General features: G+C 72.8%; 20 protein-coding genes. 11 read left to right on the forward strand and 9 right to left on the reverse strand.

Annotated elements, in window-relative coordinates:
- The first annotated feature begins 91 nt into the window (after window positions 1-91).
- Complete coding sequence (gene yaaA / locus K7C20_RS11010; protein ID WP_030077024.1) at window positions 92-889, forward strand: peroxide stress protein YaaA; 798 nt, start codon at window positions 92-94, stop codon at window positions 887-889.
- 70 nt (window positions 890-959) lie between these two features.
- On the forward strand, window positions 960-1,703 hold the full coding sequence (gene eda, locus K7C20_RS11015) for a bifunctional 4-hydroxy-2-oxoglutarate aldolase/2-dehydro-3-deoxy-phosphogluconate aldolase (RefSeq protein WP_078953628.1): 744 nt from the start codon (window positions 960-962) through the stop codon (window positions 1,701-1,703).
- 124 nt (window positions 1,704-1,827) lie between these two features.
- Here eda and K7C20_RS11020 read toward each other — a convergent pair whose 3' ends face one another.
- From K7C20_RS11020 to K7C20_RS11030, 3 genes are read right to left on the reverse strand one after another with little or no spacing between them, the layout of a single operon-like run.
- Entirely contained in the window at window positions 1,828-3,018 is a 1,191-nt protein-coding gene (locus K7C20_RS11020; protein WP_030077020.1) for a bifunctional RNase H/acid phosphatase, read from the reverse strand.
- Between the two features lie 3 nt (window positions 3,019-3,021).
- The gene (locus tag K7C20_RS11025) at window positions 3,022-3,765 is read right to left on the reverse strand and encodes a zinc ribbon domain-containing protein (RefSeq protein WP_209444041.1); all 744 of its coding nucleotides are present in this window, start codon (window positions 3,763-3,765) and stop codon (window positions 3,022-3,024) included.
- The gene (locus K7C20_RS11030) at window positions 3,762-4,637 is read right to left on the reverse strand and encodes a Nif3-like dinuclear metal center hexameric protein (RefSeq protein ID WP_209444040.1); all 876 of its coding nucleotides are present in this window, start codon (window positions 4,635-4,637) and stop codon (window positions 3,762-3,764) included. The genes K7C20_RS11025 and K7C20_RS11030 overlap by 4 nt, the downstream gene beginning before the upstream one ends.
- 230 nt (window positions 4,638-4,867) lie before the next feature.
- Between K7C20_RS11030 and K7C20_RS11035 the strand changes: the two genes are divergently transcribed.
- Window positions 4,868-6,289, forward strand: coding sequence for a hypothetical protein (locus K7C20_RS11035; RefSeq protein WP_053210452.1), 1,422 nt, complete (start codon window positions 4,868-4,870; stop codon window positions 6,287-6,289).
- Between the two features lie 160 nt (window positions 6,290-6,449).
- Window positions 6,450-6,617 (forward strand): hypothetical protein, encoded by a 168-nt coding sequence (locus K7C20_RS11040; RefSeq protein WP_167352554.1) that lies wholly within the window; start codon window positions 6,450-6,452, stop codon window positions 6,615-6,617.
- A 112-nt stretch (window positions 6,618-6,729) separates the two neighbouring features.
- Here the strand turns inward: K7C20_RS11040 and K7C20_RS11045 are convergent, their stop codons facing one another.
- From K7C20_RS11045 to K7C20_RS11055, 3 genes are all read right to left on the reverse strand, one after another.
- Window positions 6,730-7,689 (reverse strand): 3-oxoacyl-ACP reductase, encoded by a 960-nt coding sequence (locus K7C20_RS11045; RefSeq protein ID WP_053210451.1) that lies wholly within the window; start codon window positions 7,687-7,689, stop codon window positions 6,730-6,732.
- Between the two features lie 30 nt (window positions 7,690-7,719).
- Window positions 7,720-8,796, reverse strand: a complete 1,077-nt coding sequence (locus tag K7C20_RS11050; RefSeq protein WP_030077014.1) for a Zn-dependent alcohol dehydrogenase — start codon at window positions 8,794-8,796, stop codon at window positions 7,720-7,722.
- A gap of 89 nt (window positions 8,797-8,885) precedes the next feature.
- Window positions 8,886-9,761 (reverse strand): MaoC/PaaZ C-terminal domain-containing protein, encoded by an 876-nt coding sequence (locus K7C20_RS11055; protein WP_030077012.1) that lies wholly within the window; start codon window positions 9,759-9,761, stop codon window positions 8,886-8,888.
- Window positions 9,762-10,328: 567 nt separating this feature from the next.
- Here K7C20_RS11055 and K7C20_RS11060 point away from each other — a divergent pair.
- The 4 genes from K7C20_RS11060 (at window position 10,329) to K7C20_RS11075 (ending at window position 14,148) form a co-directional block, all read left to right on the forward strand.
- The gene (locus K7C20_RS11060) at window positions 10,329-11,315 is read left to right on the forward strand and encodes an ABC transporter ATP-binding protein (RefSeq protein WP_078953630.1); all 987 of its coding nucleotides are present in this window, start codon (window positions 10,329-10,331) and stop codon (window positions 11,313-11,315) included.
- Window positions 11,315-12,043: an ABC transporter permease gene (locus K7C20_RS11065; RefSeq protein WP_030077008.1), complete on the forward strand. Its 729-nt coding sequence runs from the start codon at window positions 11,315-11,317 to the stop codon at window positions 12,041-12,043. The genes K7C20_RS11060 and K7C20_RS11065 overlap by 1 nt, the downstream gene beginning before the upstream one ends.
- 174 nt (window positions 12,044-12,217) lie before the next feature.
- A complete protein-coding gene (locus tag K7C20_RS11070; RefSeq protein WP_245171878.1) occupies window positions 12,218-13,546 on the forward strand; it encodes a sensor histidine kinase in 1,329 nt (442 codons plus the stop codon).
- A complete protein-coding gene (locus K7C20_RS11075; RefSeq protein ID WP_030077005.1) occupies window positions 13,543-14,148 on the forward strand; it encodes a response regulator transcription factor in 606 nt (201 codons plus the stop codon). The genes K7C20_RS11070 and K7C20_RS11075 overlap by 4 nt, the downstream gene beginning before the upstream one ends.
- A gap of 35 nt (window positions 14,149-14,183) precedes the next feature.
- Here the strand turns inward: K7C20_RS11075 and K7C20_RS11080 are convergent, their stop codons facing one another.
- From K7C20_RS11080 to K7C20_RS11090, 3 genes are all read right to left on the reverse strand, one after another.
- On the reverse strand, window positions 14,184-15,629 hold the full coding sequence (locus tag K7C20_RS11080; RefSeq protein ID WP_030077003.1) for an MFS transporter: 1,446 nt from the start codon (window positions 15,627-15,629) through the stop codon (window positions 14,184-14,186).
- Window positions 15,630-16,166: 537 nt separating this feature from the next.
- Window positions 16,167-17,360 (reverse strand): lipid-transfer protein, encoded by a 1,194-nt coding sequence (locus K7C20_RS11085; RefSeq protein WP_053208689.1) that lies wholly within the window; start codon window positions 17,358-17,360, stop codon window positions 16,167-16,169.
- 113 nt (window positions 17,361-17,473) lie between these two features.
- Window positions 17,474-19,657: an acyl-CoA dehydrogenase gene (locus K7C20_RS11090; RefSeq protein ID WP_030088702.1), complete on the reverse strand. Its 2,184-nt coding sequence runs from the start codon at window positions 19,655-19,657 to the stop codon at window positions 17,474-17,476.
- A 642-nt stretch (window positions 19,658-20,299) separates the two neighbouring features.
- Between K7C20_RS11090 and K7C20_RS11095 the strand changes: the two genes are divergently transcribed.
- From K7C20_RS11095 to K7C20_RS11105, 3 genes are all read left to right on the forward strand, one after another.
- Window positions 20,300-20,965 carry a class I SAM-dependent methyltransferase gene (locus tag K7C20_RS11095; RefSeq protein WP_053208688.1) on the forward strand — a complete coding sequence of 222 codons (666 nt, stop codon included), beginning with the start codon at window positions 20,300-20,302 and terminating at the stop codon, window positions 20,963-20,965.
- A 19-nt stretch (window positions 20,966-20,984) separates the two neighbouring features.
- A complete protein-coding gene (locus tag K7C20_RS11100) occupies window positions 20,985-21,914 on the forward strand; it encodes an N-acetylmuramoyl-L-alanine amidase (protein ID WP_053208687.1) in 930 nt (309 codons plus the stop codon).
- 201 nt (window positions 21,915-22,115) lie between these two features.
- The gene (locus K7C20_RS11105) at window positions 22,116-22,988 is read left to right on the forward strand and encodes a hypothetical protein (protein ID WP_053208686.1); all 873 of its coding nucleotides are present in this window, start codon (window positions 22,116-22,118) and stop codon (window positions 22,986-22,988) included.
- Window positions 22,989-22,996 lie beyond the last annotated feature (8 nt).

Raw genomic sequence — 22,996 nt, forward strand, 5'->3', positions numbered from 1 at the left:
GGCGGCTCGCGGGTTCTCCGTCCGCCCGTCGCAGGCCATACGCTTTCCCGGGGCCGCATCCCCGCCCGTACCGCCGTGAAGGAGAAACACCGTGCTCGTGCTGTTGCCGCCGTCCGAAGGGAAGGCCACGGGAGCGGCCGGGGCGCCGCTGGACGCCGGTGCGCTGTCGCTGCCGGGGCTGGCCGCCTCGCGTGCGGCGGTGCTGGAGGAGCTGGTCGAGCTGTGCGCGGCGGACGAGACCAAGGCCCAGGAGGTGCTCGGGCTCAGCGAGGGCCTCAAGGGCGAGATCGCCAAGAACGCGGGGCTGCGGACGGCCGGGACGCGGCCGGCCGGGGAGATCTACACCGGGGTGCTCTATGACGCGCTCGGCCTGGCCTCTCTGGACGCGGCGGCGCGGAAGCGGGCCGAGCGGTCGCTGCTGGTGTTCTCGGGGCTGTGGGGCGCCGTACGGATCGGCGACCGCATTCCCTCCTACCGCTGCTCGATGGGCGTGAAGCTGCCGGGGCTCGGTGCGCTGGGTGCTTACTGGCGGGCGCCGATGGCGGAGGTGATGCCCGCGGTCGCCGGAGAGGGACTGGTGCTGGATCTGCGGTCGGCGGCGTATGCGACGGCCTGGAAGCCCAAGGGCGAGGTGGCCGGGCGTACCGCGACGGTGCGGGTGCTCCAGTCGAAGACCGTGGCCGGGGTGGAGAAGCGGACGGTGGTCAGCCACTTCAACAAGGCGACCAAGGGGCGGCTGGTGCGGGAGCTGCTGACGGCGGGGCTGGAGCCGGCGGGTCCCGCGGAGCTGGTGGAGGCGCTGCGGGGGCTGGGCTATGCGGTGGAGGCGGAGCCTCCTGCGAAGGACGGCAAGGCGTGGGCCGTCGATGTGATCGTGACGGAGCTGTAGGGCGCACCCGCAGGGCTGATGTTGCAGCATGCGCAACGTTCGTTGCGGAGGGTGGGCGAGTGGGCGCACTATGGGCGGCGTGACTCGCGCCGCCTCCTCCCCCGATCCCTCCACTCCTCCCCCGCTCCCGGCTTCACCTGAGCGGGGGGACCCCGATGAGCAGGCGGGACCCCCGTCCAAGCCCTCGCCTTCTCCCACCTCCTCGGTACTCGGGCTCGCCCCCGTCATTCCCGTCGTCGTGCTGCACGAGGCGGCCGACGCCGTACCGCTCGCCCGTGCGCTCGTCGCGGGCGGGCTGCCCGCGATCGAGGTGACCCTGCGGACGCCCGCCGCGCTGGACGCGATCCGGGCCGTCACCGACGAGGTCCCCGAGGCGGTGATCGGCGCGGGCACCCTGCTCACCCCCGGCCAGGTCGAGGCGGCCCTGACGGCCGGCTCCCGCTTCCTGGTGAGTCCGGGCTGGTCACCGCGGCTGCTGGGTGCGATGAAGGACTCCGGTGTGCCGTTCCTGCCGGGCGTCTCGACGGCCTCGGAGGTGGTGACCCTGCTGGAGGAGGGCATCACCGAGATGAAGTTCTTCCCGGCCGAGGCGGCGGGCGGCACCGCCTACCTCAAGTCGCTGGCCGCGCCGCTGCCGCAGGCCCGCTTCTGCCCGACCGGCGGCATCGGCCTGGCCTCGGCGCCGTCCTATCTGGCGCTGCCGAACGTCGGCTGCGTCGGCGGCACCTGGATGCTGCCGGACGAGGCGCTGGCCGCGAAGGACTGGGACCGGGTGCGCCGGCTCGCCCGGGAGGCGGCGGCACTGGCGGCCTGAGGGCCGGACGCGCGCACGGGAAGGGCCCGGCACTCCGGTGGTCGGTGTGCCGGGCCCTTTCCCGTACCTGCCTGGCGTACTGCGCTCCCGAAGGCGCCCGCTCGTGACGCCGCGACGAGGGGCGCTATCGCAGATGCGAGGTGTCGTTCAGCAGTCGCAGCGAGGCGTTGCCGTCGGAGTAGTACGCGACGACGGAGAGCGACGCCGCGGACAGCTCCATCCGGAACAGCGACTCCGGCGGGGCGCCCAGCGCCAGCCGGACCAGCGTCTTGACCGGGGTGACGTGCGTGACCAGCAGGACGGTCTTGCCCGCGTACCGGGCGAGGAGCTTGTCGCGGGCGACGGCGACGCGGCGGGCGACCGTCGCGAAGGACTCGCCGCCTCCGGTGGGCGCCACCTTGGCGGAGCCGAGCCAGGCGTCGAGGTCGTCCGGGTAACGCTCCTGCACCTCGGCGAAGGTCAGTCCCTCCCACGCCCCGAAGTCGGTCTCGCGCAGGCCCTCCTCGATACGGACCTCCAGACCGAGCCGGTCCGCGACCGCCCCTGCGGTCTCCCGGCAGCGCCGCAGCGGTGAGCTGACGATGGCCTGGATCGTGCCGCGGGCGGCGAGGCCGGCGGCGGTCGCCTCGGCTTGCCGGCGCCCGGCGGCGGAGAGTGCGGGGTCGGTGCCGCCGCTGCCGGAGAAGCGCTTCTCCGGCGTCAGGGGGGTCTCGCCGTGCCGCAGCAGGACGAAGGTCGAGGGCGGGCCGACATCGGGGCCCCAGCCGACCGACGGGGCGCTCGCGGACACGGTCTCCTCCGCCGTGTCCGCGGCCTCGTCGGCGGCCTGTGCGGCGGCGCTGCGGGCGGGCACCGCGGCGGTGGCGAGCGCCGCCCTGGAGTCGCGCGGCTCCCACTGCCTGCCGATCTTCCCGGCGTCCATCGCCTCGTTGGCGAGCCGGTCGGCGTGCTTGTTCTGCGCGCGGGGGATCCACTCGTAGGTGACCTGGCCGGACGGGAAGACCGAGCCGGCCTCGGTGGCCAGCGGCTTCATGTCCGGGTGCTTGATCTTCCAGCGGCCCGACATCTGCTCGACGACGAGCTTGGAGTCCATCCGCACCCGGATACGGGCCTGCGGGTCGAGCGCATGCGCCGCCCGCAGACCGGCCACCAGGCCCTTGTACTCGGCGACGTTGTTGGTGGCGGTACCGATGAACTCGGCGGCCTCGGCCAGCGCCTCGCCCGTCTCCGGGTCGAGGACGACCGCGCCGTAGCCGGCCGGCCCCGGGTTGCCCCGGGACCCGCCGTCCGCCTCGACGATCAGCGTGCGCGACACGGCCTACAAGCCCGAGTCGGGCGTACGGACCAGGATGCGGCTGCAGTTCTCGCAGCGCAGCACGGCGTCGGCGGCGGCCGCCCGCACATCGTTGACCTCGGTGATGTTCAGCTCCAGCCGGCAGCCCTCGCAGCGGCGCTGGAAGAGACGGGCAGCGCCGACGCCGCCCTCCTTCGCGCGGATCTTGTCGTAGAGCTTGAGCAGATCGGCCGGGATGTCGGCGACGGTCAGCTCGCGCTCCTTGGTGACCGTGGCGCGCTCGGCGTCGATCTCGGCGTAGGCGGCGTCCCGGCGGGTGGCGGCGTCGTCGACCTTGGCCTGGATTGCCTCGACCCGGCCGGTGAGCTCGGTGACCCGCTCCTGGGCGCTCTCGCGACGCTCCATGACCTCCAGGACGACGTCCTCCAGGTCGCCCTGGCGCTTGGCCAGCGAGGTCAGTTCGCGCTGGAGGTTCTCCAGGTCCTTGGGGGAGGTGACGGCGCCGGAGTCCAGGCGCTTCTGGTCGCGGGCGGCGCGCTGGCGCACCTGGTCCACGTCCTGCTCGGCCTTGGTCTGCTCGCGGCTGGTGTCGCTCTCCTCGGTCTGCGCGGCGACGAGCAGGTCGCGCTGCTGGATGAGGTCGGCCTCCAGGGTCTGCAGCTCGGCCAGCTCGGGCAGGTTGTTGCGGCGGTGGGCGAGCTGGGTGAGCCGGACATCCAGGGCCTGGATGTCCAGAAGGCGGATCTGGTCGGCGGGCGCGGCGTTCAGCGTGGGGCTCCTGTGGTGTGGGTCGGGGCGAAGACGGGGGTGGAGGCCGCGTGGGCGGTCCAGGGGTCGGTGACCGTACGGGAGACATGCGTGCGCAGTCCCCAGTCGTGCCGGTCGGAGACCGCGTCGAGCTGGGCCGCGGCCTGCTCGCACCACGGCCATTCGGTGGCCCAGTGGGCGGCGTCGAGCAGCGCCGGAGGGCTGTTCCGTGCGTCCTGTGTGGCCTCGGAGGCCGGGTGGTGGCGCAGGTCGGCGGTGAGGAAGGCGTCCACACCTGCCGCCCGTACGTCATCGAAGAGGCTGTCACCGGAGCCGCCGGAGACGGCGATGGTCCGGATCTCGCGGTCCGGGTCGCCGGCCGCCCGGATGCCCTGCGCGGTGGCGGGCAGCCGGCCTGCGACGTACGACGCGAGGTCGGCGAGGGTCATCGGATGCGTCAGCTCGCAGATCCGGCCCAGGCCGCGGCGGCCTGCCGGATTGCTCGGGTCCGGGACCAACGGACCGACGATGCGCAGGTCCAGGGCGCCGGCCAGGGCGTCGGAGACACCGGGGTCGGCGGTGTCGGCGTTGGTGTGCGCGACGTGCAGGGCGATGTCGTGCTTGATGAGGGTGTGGACGACCTTGCCCTTGAAGGTCGAGGCCGCGACCGTCGTCGTACCCCGCAGATAGAGCGGGTGGTGGGTGACGAGGAGGTCGGCGCCGAGCTGCACCGCCTCGTCGACGATCTCCTGGACCGGGTCGACGGCGAACAGCACCCGGCGCACCTCGGCGTCGGGATCTCCGCAGACCGTGCCGACGGCGTCCCACCCTTCGGCCCGCTCGGGGGGCCAGAGGGCGTCGAGCGCGGTGAGGACTTCAGACAGTACGGGCACGGGTGGAAGGTTACCTGCCAGCGGTGACTTGGCGCCGGGCCCTCGGGTCCTCTCCCCCGCCCCCTCCCCCTCGTCCGCCGCTCCCTTGCTTGAAACCTGAAGCACAATCGCCCCGTCGGGCACCGGCGAACCGGACAACTGCCACCCTTATGCGTGAAGTGTGGCAACTCCCGGCGATCGGCCGGACGTGCGAAAACTACCTTCGGTTGCCGACTGGAGGTGACCACCCGATGACGATCTGTGCCACTGAGGCCGCCACGGCGTCGGACAGCCCGCACCGCGCGGCGCTGACGATCGCCGCCGACGGCTCGTACGCCGCCCGGCTCGCCCGTCACGACGACGCCGCCGGGAGCTGGTTTCCGGAGCGCTGGACGCTGAGCGGCCCCGAGCCGTACGCCGTGCCGCTGCAGGGCACCCAGCCCGAGGAGCCGGACAGCGCGCTGCTGCCGCTCACGGACGGACGGGTGCTGATCCTGCGCCGGGTCGCCGACCGCTTCGCCGTCTCCCTGCTCTATCCGGCGGGCCCCGGCACCGGCGAGCTCCTGCTGGGCGCCGTACCGGCCCCCGAACTGACCCTGCTGCCACCCGCCCCCGGCGGGACACTCGGCTACGCCCTGGCACCCGAGGCGCGGACGACCACGCTGTGGCTGCTGCACGGCGGCGCGGACGGCCCCGAGCGGGTCACCCGGATCCCGGGACGCTGCACGGGCGGCGTCTGGCTGGACCGGAGCGGCCGGCTGCTGGCGCTGGACCGGGAGCTGGACGGCCGGACGAAGACCGTGGTGGTCGATCTGGAGCGGGGCGGCGAGACCGGCCTGCTGCTGCAGATCACCGACGAGAGCAACGACCGGCTGCTGCTCGCCGATCCGGACAGCGGGCTGCTGCTCGTACGGTCCGACGCACCGGGGCACGACCGGCTGGGCTGGGGCGTATTGGGCAGCAGCCGGCCGGTGCGCTTCCCGGAGTGCCTGCGGCCCGCGGAGGGAACTCTCACCCCGTTCGCGGTGCAGCCGGGGCAGATGCTGGCGCCGGAGAGCTGCGCGGTGGCGTTCCGCAGGGAGGCGGCGAACGGTACGTGGCTGGGCATCTGGCGGCCCTCGGAGCGGCAGTTGCGGCACTTCCCGGCGCCGGAGGGGTGGCTGGCCGGGGCCGGACTGTGGACGGCCGGCGGCGAACTGCTGCTGCCGTACGCCACGGAGGCGGAGCCGTGCGGGGTGGCGCGGATGGCTGTACCGCTGGGGCCGGTTGAGTGTGTGGAGCCGGTGCGGCCGGTGCGGGGGGTGCGGTGGGTGGAGACGCCGGGGCCGGTGGAGACGCCGTGGTTGATGGATACACCGGGGCCGGTGGAAGCGGCGGGGCCGGTGGAAGCGGCGGGGCCGGTGGAAGCGGCGGGGCCGGTGGGGCAAGGGCAGCCTCTGGGGTCGGTGCAGCCGGTGCAGTCCATGCAGCCGGTGCAGCCCATGCAGGGGCCGCCGTCCGGGGCGGCTGCCGGAAGCGGCGGGGGGATTGTCCTGGATGCAGGGGATGCTGACAACCGCTCCACAGCATCTGCACAACCGCAGGCCGCGGGCGCGGAACCGCGGCACGTTCCCGCGCATCTCGGAATGCGCAGGCCAGTACCCCTGCAACAGGCACCTCAGGCGGCCCGGTAGACCCGGTGGAGCGTGATTTCCGGCCCCGTTAGAATTTCGGGCGGGGGCTACGCAGCCGGTTGACCGGCCACCGACAGTGCCGCTCGGGTCAGCCTTGGCGGTCGTCGGGCGAGGTCCCGACGCGTACAGCTGTAAGCAAACTGACGGAGTGACTCTTTTCATGTCCGAAGCCCGTACCGACACGACCCAGGCGCGCCCCCAGGAGGCATCCGCCCAGGCCGCCGAGGCCGCACGCTCCGGCAAGCACCGTGGCCCGGCCGCCGCCGAGGAGTCCGACTCCGCCGCCCATGGCCGGCACCGCCGGGAAAAGCAGCGCCAGGACGCGTAAGGCCGGTCCGGCGGATCCTGACCGCCGGCCGCACGCACGGCCGTGGCCACCGCACCGCATCATTCGCGGGCGGCGGCCACGGCCGTGTGTGCATGGTGGGCCCGGGGAACCGTCAGCCGTGCTTGAGCGCCAGCACCTCGGCCGCCGCGAAGGTCTCGTCCGGCGGGCGCTGCGCGTAGTACGGCGTCAGCAGCTCGTCCAGCTCCTCGAAGCTGAAGAGGTCCTTCGTGGTGTCGAACTTGGCGGCGATCCGCGGGCGTTCGGCGATCGCGACCATGCCCCCGTGCACGACCAGCAGCTGGCCGTTGACCCGGGCCGCGGCCGGCGAGGCGAGATAGCCGACGAGCGGGGCGACATGTTCGGGCGCGAGCACGTCCAGCCCGCCGCCCCCGGGCTCCCGGCCCTCCTGATGAGCGGGAAGGCCGGCGAAGACGTCCTCGGTCATACGGGTGCGGGCGCGCGGACAGATCACATTGGCGGTCACGCCGTATTTGCCCAGCGCCAGCGCCGTGGAGGTGGTCAGGCCGACGATGCCGCCCTTTGCCGCGGCGTAGTTGGGCTGGCCCGCCGAGCCCGCGAGGAACGCCTCGGAGGAGGTGTTGATGATGCGGCCGTGGACGGGACCGCCGGCCGCCTTGGAGCGCTCGCGCCAGTGGGCCGAGGCGAAGTGGGTGGTATTGAAGTGACCCTTGAGGTGCACACGGATCACCGAGTCCCATTCGTCCTCGGTCATCGAGAACACCATCCGGTCGCGCAGGATGCCCGCGTTGTTGACCAGGATGTCGAGCCTTCCGTACGTCTCGACCGCCAGCTGCACCAGTGCACGGGCGTGTTCGTGGTCGGCGACGTCGCCGAGGTGGGCGACGGCCCGGCCGCCCGTCGCGCGGATCTCGGCGGCGACCTCCTCGGCGGGTGCCGCGGAGGCCTCGCCCGAGCCGTCGCGGCCCGGCTGCCCGTAGTCGTTGACCACGACGGATGCGCCGAGGCGGGCGAGTTCAAGGGCTTCGGCGCGGCCCAGGCCGCGCCCGGCACCGGTGACGATCGCGGTCAGGCCCTCCAGTGGCTGTGCCATTCCTGTCCTCTCCAGTCGTCCGGGAGCACGTCAGATCTCTATGCAGGTGCGCAGTGAGGTGCCGGAGCGCATCTGGTCGAGCGCGTCATTGATCTCGGCGAGCCGGACGCGATGGGTGATCAGGCCTTCGAGGTCGATCCGGCCGGCCCGCCACAGGGCGATGGCCCGCTCGTAGGAGCGCAGCACGTCCGCGCCGCCGTACAGGGACGGCAGGATCCGCTTCTCGTCGAAGAACAACTCGAACATATTGACCTGGAAGGTGTCGTCCATGGCGCCCGCACCGACCACGCACAACGTGCCGCCGCGCCGGGTCATCTCGTAGGCGGTACGGGCGGTGGCGGACTTGCCGACCACCTCGAAGACATAGTCGAAGCCCTCCCCCGCGGTGATCCGGGTCTTGGCGTCGGCGAACTCCTCCGGGGCGACGGCTTCGGTCGCCCCGAAGCGCAGCGCGGCCTCCCGCCGGGCGGGCACCGGGTCGACGGCGACGATCTGGGCCGCGCCGCAGGCCTTCGCCCCCTGGATCGTGGAGATGCCGACGCCGCCGCAGCCGATCACCGCCACCGAGGACGCCGCCTCCACCTTGGCCGTGTTGAGCGCCGCGCCGAGTCCGGTGGTGACTCCGCAGCCGATGAGCGCGGCGATCTCGTAGGGGACGTCGTCCGGGATCGGGACCGCGCAGTTCGCGGCGACCACGACCTCCTCGGTGAAGGTGCCGGTGCCGGCGAAGCCGAAGACATCCCCGCCGGGGCGCCGGAAGTTGGGCGTGCCGGCGTTCATGAAGCCGGCCAGACACAGATGGGTCTGGCCGCGCTTGCAGGACGGGCAGCTGCCGCAGGCGGGCAGCCAGCACATCAGGACGCGGTCGCCCTGGGCGAGCCCGGTGACGCCGTCGCCGACGTCGAGGATCTCCCCCGCGCCCTCGTGCCCGGGGACGAAGGGGGCGGGCTGCGGGAGCACCCCGTTCATCGCCGAGAGATCGGAGTGGCACAGTCCGGTCGCCCGGATCCGGATCCTGACCTTGCCGGGTCCAAACCCCACCGCCTCGATGTCGTCGACGACTTCGAGCTTGTCCTGACCTGTCTCGTGCTGTACGGCTGCGCGCATGTCACGGCTCCTCTCGTACGGACGACACGCCGGCCCCCGCCCGGACCGGCAAGGCTGTCTAGGGGATCGGTCCCAAGGGGAGGCACCCCCTAGCTGTGCTCCACTACGGTGTCCGCCAGCACCGGCGCCTCGTCCCGGTCGGCGGCGGTGACCGACACCTGGACCCGGCCGGGCTCCCGCCACAGCCGGATCCGCAGCGTCTCCCCCGGGAAGACCACCCCGGCGAACCGGGTCGTGTACGACCGCACACGGGCGACATCGCCGCCGAGCAACGTGTCGACGACGGCCTTGAGCGTGACCCCGTAGGTGCACAGCCCGTGCAGAATCGGCCGGTCGAACCCCGCGAGCTTGGCGAACTCGGGGTCGGCATGCAGCGGGTTCCAGTCGCCGGAGAGGCGGTAGAGCAGCGCCTGGTCCTCGCGGATGTGGCGTTCGGTGCTCAGATCGGGGGCGCGGTCGGGGAGTTCGAGGCGGGCGGAGGGGCCGCGGTCGCCGCCGAAGCCGCCCTCGCCGCGGACGAAGATCTGGGTGTCGCAGGTCCACAGGGGTCCGTCGTCGTCGGCGACTTCGGAGCGCAGCACGATGACGGCGGCCTTGCCCTTGTCGTACACGGCGGGGACGGACGAGGTCTGGGTGGCGCGGCCGCTCACCGGGAGGGGGCGGTGCACGGTGACGGTCTGGCCGCCGTGCAGGACCGCGGCGAGGTCGACCTCGATGCCCGGGGCGGAGAGTCCGCCGGCGAGGGCCATCCCGCCGCCCGCGACGGTGGCGAAGCCGGGCAGGACGTGCAGTGCACTCTCCAGGGTGTAGCGCAGTTCGTGCGGGTCGGTGGCCGGGTGGGGTTTCTCCGGCGTGGCCGCGCCGGCGCCGATGCCGAGGTGGTAGAGCTGGACGTCCTTGTGGTCCCAGGCGAGTTCGGTGGTCCGCGGCTCGGCGGAGGTGGCCTTGGCGGCGTCGATGGGCATGGGGCTGCTTGCTCCTTCACCACGATGTGAAGACCCCGGCCCGGCCGTCCGCACCGTCGACCGTGCCGGGGTCGTATCTGGTCGGCGCGGCCGCGCTCCGACAGCACACATGTCGCACTTCTAGAACGCGTTCTAGCCGATGGCTCTCATGTATAGCTGATCCGTCCGGCACCCGGAAGACCTCTGACGCTTTGTCAGATACGCGTCTCGATGGGGTTCCGGGGAGGGTTTCGGCGGGGGGTCCGGGACGCCTTCCGATGCGGGTCCGCCGTGGGGCCGCTGCGGGTCCGCCGTGGGGCCGCCGTGGGGCCGCTGCGGGTCCGCCGTGGGGCCGCTCCGGGGCCGATGCGGGCTCCGGACCGGGCCGTTCCGCGGCAGCAGGTGACGTGCCGCCGGGCACGGACCTCTGACACCGAGCACGCGGGCCCCTCGACGCGGACCGCAGCTCATGACATTCCTCATGCCCGCCCATGACATTTGTCAGGGCAGATCACACACATTCGCATCTGCCGCCGCTCGGCAACTCTCCGTAACGTCATAGGCATCGGACGAGAGGCGGGGGTGGGCATGGCACGGGCGACAAGGCCGGGTGGCACGGCACACACGGCGGGCGGAGCCGCGGCGGTGGCGTTCTCCGGGCTGACGCGGAGTTACGGCGCGGTGCGGGCCGTGGACGGGCTGGAGCTGGAGATCGCGGCGGGTGAGACGGTGGCCCTGCTCGGGCGCAACGGCGCGGGAAAGTCCACCACCCTCAACATGCTGCTGGGCCTGCTGCCGCCCAGTTCGGGGACGGTGCTGCTGTTCGGCGGGACGCCGGAGACCGCGGTGCGGGCGGGGAGGGTGGGCGCCATGCTCCAGGACGGCAAGGCCATCCCGCGGGTCACCGTCCGCGAACTGATCACCTTCGTCGCGGCCACGTACCCCCGACCCATGGACGTCACCGAGGCCTTGGAGCTGGCGGGCCTCGGGGAGTTCGGCGGGCGGCGGGTGGACCGGCTGTCCGGCGGGCAGGCCCAGCGGGTCCGCTTCGCGGTGGCGCTGGCCGGAAACCCCGAGCTGCTGGTGCTCGACGAGCCGACCGCGGCGCTGGACGTCGAGGCGCGCCGCGCCTTCTGGCGCTCGATGCGGGCCTATGCCCGCCGCGGCAACACGATCGTGTTCTCCACCCACTATCTGGAGGAGGCGGACGACCACGCCGACCGGATCGTGGTCATAGACGGCGGCCGGGTGGTCGCCGACGGCAGCGGCGAGGCGATCAAGCGGCGGGCCGGCGGCTCGCTGGTCTCCTTCGACCTCGCGGGCGCGGCGACCGGGCCGCTGCCCGGACTGCCCGGCGTGAGCGCCGTGGAAGTGCGCGGCGACCGCGCGCTGCTGCGGACGACGGACTCCGACGCAACGGTCGTGGCACTGGCCGGGCTCGAGCTCGTCCGGGCCCTGCAGGTCACCCCCGCCGGCCTGGAGGACGCCTTCCTCGCGCTCACCTCCGGTGCAGCCGCCCCCCGTCCTCCGGCGTATGACGCCGCCGGCACCCGGCCCGCGAAGGAGCTCGCGTGATGCTCGACTACATCCGTCTCGAAGTGCGCCGCACCCTGCGCGACAAGGGCTTTGTCATCTTCGGTATCGGGATGCCGGTGCTGATGTATGTGCTGATGACGAATATCGGCGCGGGCCCCGGCGGCGCCGGCATGGAGTGGAAGACCGCCTCGATGGTCGGCATGGCCGCCTACGGCGCGCTGGGCGCGGCGATCGGCACCGGCACGGGCGTCGCCGAGGACAAGCAGCTGGGATGGCTGCGGCAGCTGCGCATCACCCCGCTGAGCCCCGTGCGGGTGGTGGTCGGCCGCGGGCTGACCGGCTCGGTGACGGTGCTGCCGGCCATCGCCTCGGTGCTGCTGGTGGGCGCCCTGGTCAACGACGTCCGGATGCCGGCCTGGCAGTGGGCCGCGCTGGCCGGGCTGCTGTGGATCGGTACCGCCCCCTTCACCCTGCTCGGCCTCGGCAACGGCTACCGCCTCTCCGCCCAGTCCACGGGAGTGGTCAACACGGGCTGCATGCTGCTGCTGTCGATCATCGGCGGTCTGTGGTTCCCTGCCGAGCTGTTCCCCGGCTGGCTGCGCTCGCTGTCCCCATGGACGCCCGGCAACCGCTTCGCCGAGCTCGGTCAGAGCGTCACCCAGGGCGGCGCACCGGGGCTGGGCACAGTAGCGATACTGGCCGCCTGGCTGGCACTCTTCGGCGGTTACGCGGTGTACGCGTACCGTCGGGCCGCACGAACGGTGTGATCGACGATGGTGCAGACCAGGGAAGCGACAGTGCAGCACAGAAAACAGCGGGTCGCCGGCGAAGGCGGTCCCGGCGGCGCGGAGGTCGCCGGCGACAGCGCGTGCCGGCCGAGGTGGCCGGGCAGGAAGACCGACCAGGGGCCGGGCAAGTACGCCTTCCTGCCCTGGCTGCTGATGGGCCTGGGCGCCTTCTCCAACATCATCCAGGGCAAGACCGGCAACCCCTGGCTGGCCGGCCTGGGACTGCTCGCCTTCAACTCCCTCTACATCACCGTCGTCTGGTCCTCCTTCAACCCACGGCTGCGCGACTCCCGCCATCCGCTGTACGCCCTGGGTCTGCTCACCGCCGTCACCTTCACCATCGCCCTCGGGTTCGGCGGCAACTGGTTCCTGTTCTTCCCGCTGCTGTCACTGGCCTCCGGCACGGTGCGTGCCCTGCGCGGCAAGAAGCTCGCCCTCTGGCTGATCACGCTCAGCGGTACGGCCGGGTATCTGGCCGGCGTGCACGACGACCGCCCCTGGGGCTCGTTCGGCATCGGGTACGGCACGTTCCTGTCCGGCATGGTGACGGCCACGGTCCTGAGCCTGTTCGACACCATCCAGGAGCTGAACACCACCCGCCAGGAGCTGGCCCGCAGCGCCGTCGAGAAGGAGCGGCTGCGCTTCTCCCGCGATCTGCACGACCTGCTGGGGCACACCCTGTCCGTGGTGGTGGTCAAGGCCGAGGCGGTCCGCCGGCTGGCCCCGCGCAATCTGGACGCGGCACTCGCCCAGGCCGCCGATATCGAGGCGGTCGGCCGGCAGGCGCTGACCGAGATCCGCGAGGCGGTCACGGGCTATCGCGAGGGCAGTCTGACCACCGAGCTGGACCGGGCCCGTTCGGTGCTGGAGGCCGCCGGTATCGAGCCCGTCGTACGGCAGGCCGGTCCGCCGCTGCCCCCGCAGGCCGGCGCACTGCTGGGCTGGGTGGTCCGTGAGGGCGTCACCAATGCCGTACGGCACAGCGGCGCCACCCGCTGCGAGATCGACGTCCACGCCGACGACGAACGGGTACGGCTGACGATCACGGACGACGGCCGTGGTCCCCTGAGCTCCGGTGTTGCCACGGCACCGGGCCTGCCCTGGCTTCGCGACCGCGCCCCCGGACACGGCGGTGCCCCCGGCGGCGGCCTGGCGGGAGAGGGCGCGCGGGGCTCGGCGGGTGTGAGTGGCCCGGACGGGGTGAGTGGCCCGGACGAGGCGAACGGCGCGGACGAGGCGAACGGCGCGGACGGTACGAGCGGACCGGACCGTCCGTTCGACGCCGACGCTGCGGACGCTTCGGCACCGTCCGGCCGTTCGGGACCGGTGGGCGGCACCGGGCTGAAGGGGCTGACCGAGCGGCTGGCCGCGGCGGGCGGCACCCTGCGCAGCGGCCCGGACGGCCGGCGCGGCTTCCGTGTCACGGCCGAACTACCGGTCGGCACGGGCGATATGGTGGACGTGGAGGAGTTGAACAGGTGATCAAGGTCCTGCTGGCGGAGGACCAGGGAATGATGCGGGGCGCGCTGGCGCTGCTGCTCGACCTGGAAGAGGACATGCAGGTCGTGGCCCAGGTCGCGGCGGGCGATCAGATCGTCGCCGCCGCCCTGGACGCCCGCCCCGACATCGCCCTCCTGGACATCGAACTCCCCGGCCGCAGCGGCCTGGACGCCGCGGCCGATCTGCGCCAACAGCTGCCGTCGTGCAAGGTGCTGATCGTGACGACCTTCGGCCGGCCCGGCTATCTGCGCCGCGCCATGGAGGCCGGGGCGTCCGGCTTCCTGGTGAAGGACGGTCCGGTGGAGGAGCTCGCGGCGGCGATCCGCCGGGTGCTCGCCGGCGAGCGGGTCATCGACCCCGGCCTCGCCGCGGCCGCGCTGAGCGCCGGCCCCAATCCCCTGACCCAGCGCGAGCGCGACGTCCTCACCGCTGCCGTGGACGGCGCCACGGTCGCGGACATCGCCGGCAAACTCCACCTCTCCCAGGCCACCGTCCGCAACTACCTCTCCGCGTCGATCGGCAAGACCGGTACCCGCAACCGCATGGAGGCGGTGCGGGCGGCGCGGCGCAACGGCTGGCTCTAGCGGGAAGGAGCGGGCCCGCACGACCTGTTGCCGCCTCAGCCGTGGGCGGCATCCGCCCGTCGTCGCGGCAGTGCGATGACCATCAGCAGGATGCTGCCCAGCAGGATCATCGCGCCGACCTGGAAGGCCAGACCGTAACCGTCCGCCAGGGCCTTCGGGCCGTGGCCTGCCTCGATACGGGATGCGGCGACGGTCGACAGGACCGACAGGCCCAGCGCGCCGCCCATTTGACGGGAGGTGTTGATCAGGCCGGAGACCAGCCCCTGGTCGGCGGGGTCGGCACCGGAGGTGGCGATCGCCGCGATCGGGGTCGCGGTCAGGCCCGCGCCCAGCGCCATCAGGATGCCCGGCCCGAGGATGGTGCCGAGGTAGGTGCCGTCGACGTCCATCGTGCCCTGCCACGCCATACCGGACGCGGAGATCACCGCACCGGCGATGGCCAGGGTCTTGGCGCCCAGCCGGTTCATCAGCCGCGGTGCGATCTTGGAGCCGAGGACGATGGAGAGCGAGTGCGGGATGAAGGAGAGCCCGGCCTCGAGGGGCCGGTAGCCCAGCACGTTCTGCACATAGAGCGACAGGAAATACCACATGGAGAACATCGCGGCGCCGGCCAGCACCATCGCCCCGTTCGCCGAGTGGACCGAGCGCAGCCGGAAGAGACCCAGCGGCATCAGCGGGGCCTTGGCGCGCGCCTCGACGGCGAGGAAGGCCGCGATCACGACCAGCCCGGCCGCCAGCGGCAGCAGCGCGGACGCCGACCTCCAGCCGTCCGTCTCGGTCTGCACGATCCCGTAAGCCACCAGTGCGAGCCCGCCGGTCACCAGCACCGCGCCGGGCACATCGAGCCGCCGCCCGGCGCCCTGCCGGCTCTCGGTGAGCCACAGCACCGCGCCGGCCAGCACCAGGGCCCCGACCGGCACATTGATCAACAGCACCCAGCGCCAGGACAGATACTCGGTGAGCACCCCGCCGACCAGACCGCCCACCGCGCCACCGCCGGCACCCACCGCCGTCCAGGTGGCGATGGCGCGCGTACGGGCCGGGCCGGTCGGAAACGATGTGGTCAGGATGGTCAGGGTGGCCGGCGAGAGCACGGCGGCGCCGACGCCCTGGATCGTCCGGGCCGCGATCAGCTGCCAGGGCTGCTGGGCCAGCGCACCGCCCAGGCTCGCGACGGTGAACAGCGCCAGCCCGAGGACGAAGATCCGCTTACGGCCGAAGAGGTCCGCGGCCCGGCCACCGAGCAGCATGAACCCGGCGAAGGTGATCACATACGCGTTGACGATCCACTGGAGGCCCAGTTCGCTCAGGCCCAGCCCGGTCCGCATGGCGGGCAGTGCCACATTCACGACGGAGACGTCCAGGACGACCAGGAACTGCCCGGCGCACACCAACAGCATCACCAGCCCGGCCGGTGCGGCCGTCCGTCGCGTGGTGTCGGGCACGGTGGCGGAGGCGGCTATCGGCGGCATGCCGTCCATGCTCGCATTCGCCGCTTGAATCCCGCATCGGTATATCGGTGCACATGCCACCTGACAGGAGACCTAGGTCGTAAGACGGAGAGGAGGGGGGAGGCAGAAGGGCACGCGAAGGGGCAGAGGGGCAGACGGAGGAGGGAGGCGGCGGGGGCGGGGGCAGCGGGGGCGGGGCAAAGGCTTCGGGGCTGGCAAAGGCTTCGGGGCTGGGCCCGTACGGGGCGGGGGTGGCGGGCCCGTAGGGGGTGGCTGGGCCCCCAGCAGACCAACTACCCACAAAATCAGCGTGGTTACCGCGGCGGTCCGCATCGCCGGCGCAGCCGATGCCCCGGCCTGGCGATCCACCCCTGAGCGGCGATCACCCCCAGCCTGGCAATCCGCTCTGCGCGGCGCGATCACTTCCGACCTGGCGATCCACCTCCCCTGCGCAGCACTCCTCCCCGGCCCGGCGCTCCTCACCTGCGCAGCAACGTCACCGGCACCGCGCCCCTCACCGGCACAGCAACGTCACCGGCACCGCGCCCCTCACCGGCACCGCGCTCCTCACCTGCGCAGCAGCGTCACCACCGCGGCCCCGCCCAGCCCGATGTTGTGGGCCAGGCCCACCCGGGCGCCGGGGACCTGCCGCTCGCCCGCCGTGCCGCGGAGCTGCCAGACCAGCTCGGCGGTCTGTGCCAGCCCCGTCGCGCCCAGCGGATGCCCCTTGGAGATCAGCCCGCCGGACGGGTTGACCACCCAGCGGCCGCCGTAGGTCGTGGCGCCGTCGGCGACCAGCTTCCCCGACTCCCCGTCCGCGCACATGCCCAGCGCCTCGTACGTCAGCAGCTCATTGACCGAAAAGCAGTCGTGCAGCTCGATGACGTCCACGTCCTCGATGCCGATGCCGCCGGCCGCGAACACCTGCCGGGCCGCCGCCCGCGTCATCGGCTTGCCGACGACATCGATACAGGAGCCGGAGGCGAAACTCTCCTCGGTGTCGGTGGTCATGGCCTGGGCGGCGATCTCCACCGCCCGGTCGGCCAAGCCGTGTTCGCGGACGAACCGCTCGGAGGCGACCACGGCCGCGGCCGCGCCGTCGGACGTCGGTGAACACTGCAACCTGGTCAGCGGCCGGTGGATGGTCTTGGCGGCGAGGACCTCCTCGACCGTGTAGACGTCCTGGAACTGGGCGTTCGGGTTGTGGGCCGAGTGCCGGTGGTTCTTGGCGCCGACCGCGGCGAGCTGTTCGGCGGTGGTGCCGTAGCGCTCCATGTGCTCGCGGGCCGCGTTGCCGAAGATCTGGGCGGTGGGCGGGGTCATCTCGAACCCGTGGGCGGCAGCCATCACCCCGTAGTGGCGGGCCACCGGGGAGGTCTGGAAATCCCCACTGTCCGCGCCCCCGCCCAGCGCACCCCGCTTCATCTTCTCGAAGCCGAGCGCCAGGACGCAGTCGTTGATCCCGGCCTCGACGAACTGGCGCGCCATCATCAGCGCGGTCGAGGCGGTCGCGCAGTTGTTGTTGACGTTGTAGACGGGGATGCCGGTCAGGCCCAGTTCGTACGCGGCACGCTGACCGGCCGTCGAGGCCTGGTAGCAGAAGCCGACCGGCAGCTGCTCGACCGCCTCGTAGCCGATCCCGGCATCCGCGAGCGCCTTGCCGCCCGCCTCCTTCGCCATGTCCCAGTACTGCCACTCGCGGGTCTCGGGCTTCTCGAACTTCGTCATGCCGACGCCGACGACGTACGCCTTGCGAGCCATACACATCCTCCTGGAAGTGGCCGAATCCGGGGACCCAGATCGGGGACTCAGATCAGGGACTCAGATCAGGGAGTCGGGCCCGGGGAGTCGGATCGGGGAGTCGGACCGGGGAGTCAGATCAGGGGGCGGGGCTCCGGGTCCCGGGGCAGGCCGAGCAGCCGCTCCGCGACGACGTTCAGCTGCACCTGGGTGGTGCCGCCGGCGATGGTCAGACAGCGCGACATCAAGAAGCCGTGCAGCGCCCGTTCACCGGCCCCTTCGCGCACCGCCCCCTCAGGGCCGAGCAGTTCCAGCGCCAGCTCGGCGACCTTCTGCTGGTGCGGGGTCTGCACCAGCTTGCGGATGCTGGCGCCGGCTCCCGGCTCCAGCCCGGAGACCTGCTGGAGGGTGGTGGGCAGGGAGATACAGCCCAGGGCGTGCGCCTCGGCGGCCAGCGCGCCCGCCTTCGCCCGCACCGACGCGTCCAGCGCGGCGGCGCGGCCGAGCAGCGCCTCCAACCCGGTGTCGAAGGTCAACTGGTCGGCCATGTGGACGCGTTCGTTGTCGAGCGTGGTGCGGGCCACCTTCCAGCCGTCGTCGACCTCGCCGACCACCGCGCCGGCGGGCAGCAGCACGTCGTCGAAGTAGACCTCGTTGAACAGGGCGTCGCCGGTGATCTCCTTCAGCGGGCGGATGCCGATGCCGGGCGTCTTCATGTCGACGAGGAAGAAGGTCAGGCCCTTGCGCTTGGGCGCGTCGGGGTCGGTGCGGGCGAGCAGGATGCCGTGGCTCGACCACTGCGCCGCCGAGGTCCACACCTTCTGGCCGTTGATCCGCCAGCCGCCGTCCACCCGCTCGGCGCGGGTCCGCAGGGAGGCCAGGTCCGAACCGGCCTCGGGCTCGGAGAACAGCTGGCACCACAGCAGATCGCCGCGCAGCGACGGCAGCAGATAGCGCTCCTGCTGCTCCTGGGTGCCGTGGGCGATCAGCGAGGGGACCACCCAGGTGGCGATGCCCAGATCGCTGATCCGAACCCCGGCGGCGGCCAACTCCTGCTGGATCGCGAGCTGCTGTACGGGGCCGGCGCCCAGTCCGTAGGGCCGGGGGAGGTGTGGCGCGGCATAGCCGGTGGGGGCGAGTTCGCGCCGTACGGCCGCGGGGTCGAGGCCGCGGACCCCGTCGATGACCGTGCGGGCGGCGGCCCGGTGCTCCGCCGCTTCGGCGGGGAGCTCCAGGTGCAGTGCGCGCCGGGCACCGTCGGCGGCGTAACGGGCGGCGCACAGCCGGTGGGTGTCACCGCTGCCGAGCAGCTGACGGGCCACGGTCGCCCGCCGCAGATGGAGATGGGCGTCGTGTTCCCAGGTGAAGCCGATGCCGCCGAGAACCTGGATGCAGTCCTTGGCACAGCTGAAGGCGGCGTCCAGGGCGGTCCCGGTGGCCAGCGCCGCGACCAGTCCGCGGACCTCGGGCGGCTCGTGCAGCGCGCGGGCCGCGTCCCAGACCAGGGCGCGGGCCTGCTCGCAGCGGACCAGCATGTCGGCGCAGAGGTGTTTGACCGCCTGGAACTGGCCGATGGGACGGCCGAACTGCTCGCGCACCTTGGCGTGTTCCGCGGCGGTGCCCAGCGACCGGGCGGCCGTCCCGCAGCTCTCGGCGGCGAACAGCACCCCGGCGACGTCCCGGACGAGGTCGCTGTCGACGGCCAGCAGCCGCTCGCCGGGCACCGGCACCCCTTCCGCGCTCACCTCGGCGGTCGGCCGGGTCGGATCGGCGCTCTCCTGGGCGCGTACGGACAGGGTCCCGGCGTCGACGGCGAGCCAGAGGGTGTCCGTGGAGGTCCGCGCGGCCAGCACGATCAGATCCGCGTCGGCGCCCGCCAGAACCGGGGGCGCGGCGCCGTCCAGGACGTAACCGTCGGCGTGCGCGGTGGCGGTGAGGGAGCCGGGGCCGAGGGCGACGGCGGCGATGAGCTCCCCGCCGGCCAGGGCCCGTACGAGGGGCCGGTGGGCGCCGCCGCGGTGCAGCAGTTCGGCGGCGAGGGTGGTCGGCAGATACGGGCCGGGGAGCGGGATACGGCCCAGTTCCTCCAGGACTACGGCGAGGTCGAGCAGTTCACCGCCACCGCCGCCGTCGGCCTCGGGCAGATGGAGCCCGAGCAGGCCCTGCGCGGCGAGCTGCTCCCAGTACGGTGGCCGCCCCTGCTGCCCGTGCGCGGTGTCGAGCAGCTTGCGCACCTCGTCGGGCGGCACGGCACGGGCGGCCCACCCGCCCACTGCCTCGGCCAGGTCACGTTGCTCCGGTGTGATTCCGATGCCCATGCGGGGCAGACTAGAACACGTTTCATTATGACGGAAGGTCACGGAAGGTCGGAGTCGGGGCGGGGTGGGGCCGGGCACCCCGGAGCGCGGGGAGCACGGCAGGCGGAGCCCCGAGCGCGGAACGCGGAGCCCCGAGCGCGCGGAGCCCGGAGCGCGCGCTCCACCCCTCCGACGCCCCGGCAGGCGACGGCCCGCCGCCGCCAGGGACGGTCCGGACCGCCCGGACCGCCCGGACCGCCCGGGTCGTCCGGACCGCCCGGACCGTCCGGGCCCGCCCTGGCCCGTTCCGAACCGTCCGGGACTCCCCAGGGAACGTTTCGGATGCGAACCGGAAACGGTCCGGTGAATTCCGGTGCTAGGCGCCGCACACCACCGCGAGCCGCCATTCCCTCCCCACCCCCTCCCCCGCCGCGAATTGTCGCTTTCGGGCATCAGGGAAACGACCGGCGATAAAAACGTCGGGAACAGACCGGAAACCGGCGGGAACCCGGCCGGAACCGACCGGAAGAGCCGGCTTCCCCGACGCACGGAGAAAGGAACCCCGTTCCGATATCCGAATGCCCGGGAGAGGCGGACCCGCACACCGGCCGCCCCACTCCGTACGGCACGATGAGGCCCTGACCGCACCACAGGAGGAAGCCCATGCCCGCTCCCACGGCTCCGACCGCCCCGCAGCCGGAGATCCTCGCCGCGTTCGAGGCGGCGAAGGGCTTCATGCCCGTGGACGAGGGCCTCGCGCTGTACGCGGCGGCGGCGACGGCGGCGGCACTCGGGCTGCCGCTGGTGGAGGTCGGCACCTACTGCGGCCGGTCCACGATCCTGCTCGCGGACGCCGCACGTGCCGCCGGGGTCATGGCCGTCACCGTCGACCACCACCGGGGCAGCGAGGAGCAGCAGCCCGGCTGGGAGTACCACGATCCGACCGTCGTGGACCCCGAGGTCGGCCGGATGGACACCCTGCCCGCCTTCCGCCGCACCCTGCACGCGGCGGGCCTGGAGGAGCACGTGATCGCCCTGGTGGGCCGGTCCCCGCAGGTCGCGGCGATCTGGCAGACGCCGGTGGGCCTGGTCTTCATCGACGGCGGGCACACCGACGAACACGCCACCGCCGACTACGAAGGCTGGGCCCCGCACCTCGCGCCCGGCGGCCTGCTGGTGATCCACGACGTGTTCCCGGACCCGGTCGACGAGTGGACAGGCCAGGCCCCGTACCGCATCTACCGCAGGGCCCTGGAGTCCGGCGCCTTCACCGAGATCTCCGCCCACGGGTCGCTGCGCGTACTGCGGCGCACCGGGGCCGGTATCTGAGCGGGCTACGATCGCCGACGTGTCGAACGGCAGTACTCTCCCCCCGCACCGCCGCCTGCGCGGCACCCTCCTCGTCATAGCGGCCGCCGTGGTGGTCGGCCTGGGAGGCTGGCTGGTCTGGCGGTCGTCGGGCGACGGCGGCGGGCCGCCGAGGGCCGGGCAGCCCGCTCCGAGCCGGTCGGCGGAGAACAGCCACGGCCCGGCCGGCAAGGACAGCGGCCGGGGCTCCCACGGCCATGGCTCCGGCGGTGACTCCGGCAAGGGCGGTCCGCACGGCAGCCTCAAGGGCAAGGTCGTGGTGATCGACCCCGGACACAACCCGCACAACCGCGACCATGGCCAGGAGATCGCCCGCCAGGTGGACATAGGCAACGACCGCAAGGAGTGCGACACCACGGGCACCTCCACCAACGACGGTTACGCCGAGGCCTCGTTCACCCTGGACGTCGCCCGCCGCGCCCGCACGCTCCTCCAGGACGCGGGCGCCGAGGTCGTGTTCACCCAGAACGGCGACCGCCCGTACGGGCCGTGCGTGGACGAGCGCGCCGCCATCGGGAACAAGGCGCATGCCGATGCCGCACTGTCCCTCCACGCCGATGGCTCGGGCGCCGGCGACCGCGGCTTCCACGTCATCCTGCCCGCGCGCGTGACGGACGGCCCGGCCGACACCGCCGCGATCGTCGCGCCCTCGAAGCAACTGGGGAAGCGTCTGGCCGGCCGGTTCCGCGCGGCCACCGGAAGCGCACCGTCCAACTACATCGGCCGGGGCACCGGGCTCGACGTGCGCTCCGATCTCGGCGGCCTCAACCTCTCCACGGTGCCGAAGGTGTTCATCGAGTGCGGCAATATGCGCGACCCGAAGGACGCCGCGCAATTGACCGACCCCCGGTGGCGGCAAAAAGCGGCCCGCGGGATCACCGAGGGCATTACGGACTTCTTGACGCACTGACCGGGCTGCCGCCAACGGCTTCCGAAACCCACCCGATACCGGTCCCGATACGTCGCGTCGATAGCGCGGGGAAACGAACAGGACGGCCCGCAGGATTCGGCGACAGGTTCCCCTTTACGATGGGTGGCCACCGCCGTGCCTCGCACTGCGCGCACCGCGACAGCGACGACCGGACCCACGAAACCGACAAAGGACCCTTACGTGAACATCCGCTCCCTCACTCGAGGTGACGGCGTGGTGATCGGAGCAGCGGTGTTGCTGTTCATCGCCTCGTTCCTCGCTCTCACCGGCGGCCCGGACTGCTCCGGCGCGCTCGCCAAGTACTGCGAAGCCCAGGACTACTCCAGCATCAACGCCTGGGAGTCGCTGAACACCCTCATGAGCGTGTACCTGGCCGGGGTGATCGGCGCGGCGATCATCATCGTCAGCCGTGCGCTGCCGCAGCAGCAGCCGCGCAAGGTCGCCGGTCTCGACCTCGCCCAGTTCGGTGTCGCCCTCACCATCTTCGCGGCCTGGACGGCGCTCTGGACCATCATCTCCGCCCCCAGCGCCGGCGCCGGCCTGATCATCGGCCTGATCGCCGCCCTGGCCCTGGCCGGTGGCGCCGTCGCCACGCCGCTCGTCCCGGCCCTCAAGGTCGCCCTGGTCGGCGCCCCGAAGCCGCAGGCCGCCACCCCCTACGGGGCGGGCCCCAACCCGGGTTACGGCTACCCCGGCGCCCAGCAGCAGGCGGGCCACGGCTACGGCTACCCGGGCGGCCAGCAGCAGCCCCAGCCCGGCCAGCCCTACGGCCAGCAGGCACCGGCCGACGCCACGGCCGGCGGCCAGGCGGCGGCCGCCCCCGCGGGAGCCACCCCCGCGGCCGGCTCCGCCACGGACTTCGCGCCGTTCTGGTTCGCGGTCCCCGTCGCGCGCCCGCTGTACGGCGAGGACGGCTCGCCGGCGCCGATCGCCGAACTGGCGCCCGGCACCTGGTACCTCGCGGTGGAGCAGCGCGGCCAGGCCCTGATCGCCCAGACCCAGGACGGCCGTCGCGGTGTCCTGCAGGACACCACCGGCATCCAGCGCGGCTGACTCCCGGA

The organism is Streptomyces decoyicus (genome assembly GCF_019880305.1).
GTDB lineage: Bacteria > Actinomycetota > Actinomycetes > Streptomycetales > Streptomycetaceae > Streptomyces > Streptomyces decoyicus.

Coding starts and splice junctions, on each gene's coding strand:
- K7C20_RS11055 (WP_030077012.1), bottom strand. CDS start 9,761: ATGCCCATCGACGCCGCCAAGGCCACCTCCGCCGAGCCGCGGACCACC.
- K7C20_RS11060 (WP_078953630.1), top strand. CDS start 10,329: ATGGCACGGGCGACAAGGCCGGGTGGCACGGCACACACGGCGGGCGGA.
- K7C20_RS11065 (WP_030077008.1), top strand. CDS start 11,315: ATGCTCGACTACATCCGTCTCGAAGTGCGCCGCACCCTGCGCGACAAG.
- K7C20_RS11045 (WP_053210451.1), bottom strand. CDS start 7,689: ATGGCACAGCCACTGGAGGGCCTGACCGCGATCGTCACCGGTGCCGGG.
- K7C20_RS11070 (WP_245171878.1), top strand. CDS start 12,218: ATGGGCCTGGGCGCCTTCTCCAACATCATCCAGGGCAAGACCGGCAAC.
- eda (WP_078953628.1), top strand. CDS start 960: ATGGGCGGCGTGACTCGCGCCGCCTCCTCCCCCGATCCCTCCACTCCT.
- K7C20_RS11085 (WP_053208689.1), bottom strand. CDS start 17,360: ATGGCTCGCAAGGCGTACGTCGTCGGCGTCGGCATGACGAAGTTCGAG.
- K7C20_RS11040 (WP_167352554.1), top strand. CDS start 6,450: ATGTCCGAAGCCCGTACCGACACGACCCAGGCGCGCCCCCAGGAGGCA.
- K7C20_RS11090 (WP_030088702.1), bottom strand. CDS start 19,657: ATGGGCATCGGAATCACACCGGAGCAACGTGACCTGGCCGAGGCAGTG.
- K7C20_RS11035 (WP_053210452.1), top strand. CDS start 4,868: ATGACGATCTGTGCCACTGAGGCCGCCACGGCGTCGGACAGCCCGCAC.
- K7C20_RS11095 (WP_053208688.1), top strand. CDS start 20,300: ATGCCCGCTCCCACGGCTCCGACCGCCCCGCAGCCGGAGATCCTCGCC.
- K7C20_RS11050 (WP_030077014.1), bottom strand. CDS start 8,796: ATGCGCGCAGCCGTACAGCACGAGACAGGTCAGGACAAGCTCGAAGTC.
- K7C20_RS11080 (WP_030077003.1), bottom strand. CDS start 15,629: ATGGACGGCATGCCGCCGATAGCCGCCTCCGCCACCGTGCCCGACACC.